Origin of the sequence: Carnobacterium sp., assembly GCF_032094055.1 — a bacterium.
Lineage (GTDB): Bacteria > Bacillota > Bacilli > Lactobacillales > Carnobacteriaceae > Carnobacterium_A.
Map to the genome: position 1 here is coordinate 1118 of NZ_DAMDAK010000056.1, position 2953 is coordinate 4070.

General features: G+C 37.1%; 1 protein-coding gene and 1 pseudogene. Both read left to right on the forward strand.

Annotated elements, in window-relative coordinates:
* Nucleotides 1–1872: DNA primase (gene dnaG / locus RT405_RS09105; RefSeq protein WP_313469200.1), on the forward strand; the 1872-nt coding region annotated here is incomplete at its 5' end.
* Between the two features lie 41 nt (nucleotides 1873–1913).
* Nucleotides 1914–2953 (forward strand): annotated as a pseudogene (gene rpoD, locus RT405_RS09110) (RNA polymerase sigma factor RpoD); the annotation flags it as partial.

A 2953-nucleotide genomic window follows, 5' to 3' on the forward strand; every position in this document is an offset into this window, starting at 1 on the left:
GTGAACGACTTGGCAATAAGAATTCCGGAAGAAACCGTCAATAAAATCAGACAAGAAACAAATATTACGGATGTTGTCAGTCAATATGTCCAGCTGAAAAAGAAAGGTAAAAACTTTTTCGGTTTTTGTCCTTTTCATGATGAGAAAACCCCATCTTTTTCTGTAACTGAAGAAAAACAAATTTTTCATTGTTTTAGTTGTGGTCGAGGCGGGAACGTTTTTACCTTTTTAATGGAAGTCGATGGATTAACCTTTCCAGAAGCAGTTATTAAAACCGCTGAAATAGAACAAATCGAGTTAGATGAAGCAGTAGTAAACGATCAAAAAAATCACTCTCAAGCACCTGATTCAAAAAAAGAAGCTTTGTTTAAATTGCATGAAGAGAGTCTTGAGCTTTTTCATCATATTTTACTGAATACGACAGTTGGAGAAGAAGCTTTGTCTTATTTGACTACTCGAGGATTGACCCGTGAAGTAATTGAAACATTTGGGATTGGATTTGCTCCGCAAGAACGGACTTTACTATACCAATATTTAGTTGAAAAAGAGTATCAGGAAGACCTTTTAAAGGAATCGGGCTTATTCGTTGAAAGAGAAAATGGTACGTTGTTAGATCGTTTTTATAATCGGATCATTTTTCCAATTCGCAACCAACAAGGAAAGGTAGTCGCTTTTTCTGGCCGTATGTTAAAAAAAGACGATCATGAAAACAGCCCTAAGTACTTGAACAGCCCAGAAACGCTTCTCTTCAATAAACGAAACGTGTTGTTTAATTACGATAAAGCACGAGCAGCGATTCGAAGAGAAAAAGAAGTTGTTCTATTTGAAGGATTTATGGATGTGATTGCAAGTTGGCAAGCAGGAATCCAAAACGGAGTAGCATCAATGGGAACCAGCTTAACAAATGAGCAGATTCATATGCTCGACCGTGTAACCGACCATGTTTTGGTTGCTTATGATGGAGACGATGCAGGGATTGAGGCAACAAAGCGTGCAACCGATCTTCTTGTTGAACAAACTGACTTTGATCTTGAAGTCCTGACTTTCTCAGAAGGCTTGGACCCTGATGAGTTTATCAAAAAAAATGGACCAGCAAGTTTTAAAGAATTCTTGACACATGGTCGGGATACTTTATTTGGGTTTAAAATGAGGTATTATCGTCGAAACTTGAATTTAAATAATGAAAGTCAGCGTTTAAGTTATATTGAAAAGATCGTAACGGAGATGCTCACGATTACGTCTGCCGTAGAACGGGAAATGTATTTTAAACAACTAGCCGAGGAATTTGATTTTTCAATCGATACATTAAAAGAACAATTTCAACAACAGTTTTATGAAGAACGAAAAAAACGTTCTAAAAAAAATAAACCTCAACCACCAAATCCAGAAGTACGTTCCACAGCTTTTTCACATGTAGAGCAACAAAGAAAGAAATTAGATTCGATTGAACGAGCAGAACAATTATTATTAAATCGTTTGTTTCATTTTGAAGAAGTCTGGATACAAATCAAAAGCTTAGCCGATGAATTTAGCTTTGTTCATGATGATTATCAAATGTTGTATCTTTTATATGAAAGCTTTTTGGAACATTCAGAAAGCCAAGCAACTACTGGAGCTTTCATTGATTTTGTGAAAGAAACGCACTTAAAGAACAAATTAGTTGAAATCGAACTTCAATCTCTTAGCGATGAAATAACCGCACAAGAAATAGAAGATTATATTGATGTGATTTCAAGAAAATCACGATTACAATCACGATTAAAAGAAACACAAGAGGCACTATCAGAAGCATCCAAAAGAGGCGATCAGGCTCGCTTGCGGACACTTATGATTGAAATAGTCAATTTATCGCGTTTGTTAAAAAATGGATGATTGAAGGAACACTGTAAGAGCGAAAAGGGAGGCATTTTTTTATGGCTGAAGAAAAAAAAGTAGTAACATTATCTTATAAAGATGCAATAAAGGCATTGATTAAAGAGTACAAAGAAAAGGGTACGATTCATTATGATGAATTAACCAATAAAATAGCTACACCCTACACATTAGATGCAGACAAAATGGATGCTTTAATCCAAGAAGTAGAAGATGCAGGCATTGGAGTCGTAGGAGATGACGGTGGTCCAACTGTTCGCCAAATGTTAGCTAAAGAGCGTGAAGAAGAAGCTGAAAAGCCAGAAGACTTGACTGCTCCTCCCGGAGTTAAAATCAATGATCCGGTTCGCATGTACCTAAAAGAAATCGGCCGTGTAAACTTATTAACTGCTGCTGAAGAAGTCATGTTAGCTAAAAAAATAGAAGCAGGCGATCAGGAAGCAAAACAACGCTTAGCAGAAGCCAACTTACGGTTAGTAGTCAGCATCGCGAAACGGTATGTCGGACGGGGAATGCAATTTTTAGATTTGATCCAAGAAGGAAATATGGGGTTAATGAAAGCAGTTGAAAAATTCGACTACACTAAAGGATTTAAATTCTCAACTTATGCTACTTGGTGGATTCGTCAAGCGATTACGCGGGCAATTGCAGACCAAGCGCGTACGATTCGTATCCCAGTGCATATGGTTGAAACCATCAATAAATTAATCCGGATTCAACGTCAATTGTTGCAAGATTTAGGCAGAGAGCCCACTCCTGAAGAAATTGGAGCAGAAATGGATTTGCCAACAGAAAAAGTACGTGAAATTCTAAAAATCGCTCAAGAACCTGTGTCTTTAGAAACACCTATTGGAGAAGAAGATGATTCTCATTTAGGAGACTTTATTGAAGACCACGATGCAACCAGTCCTGCAGATAATGCAGCTTATGAATTATTAAAAGAACAATTAGAAGATGTCTTAGATACTCTAACGGATCGAGAAGAGAATGTTTTGCGGTTACGTTTTGGTTTAGATGATGGACGGACGAGAACATTAGAAGAAGTTGGAAAAGTTTTTGGTGTAACGCGTGAACGTATTCG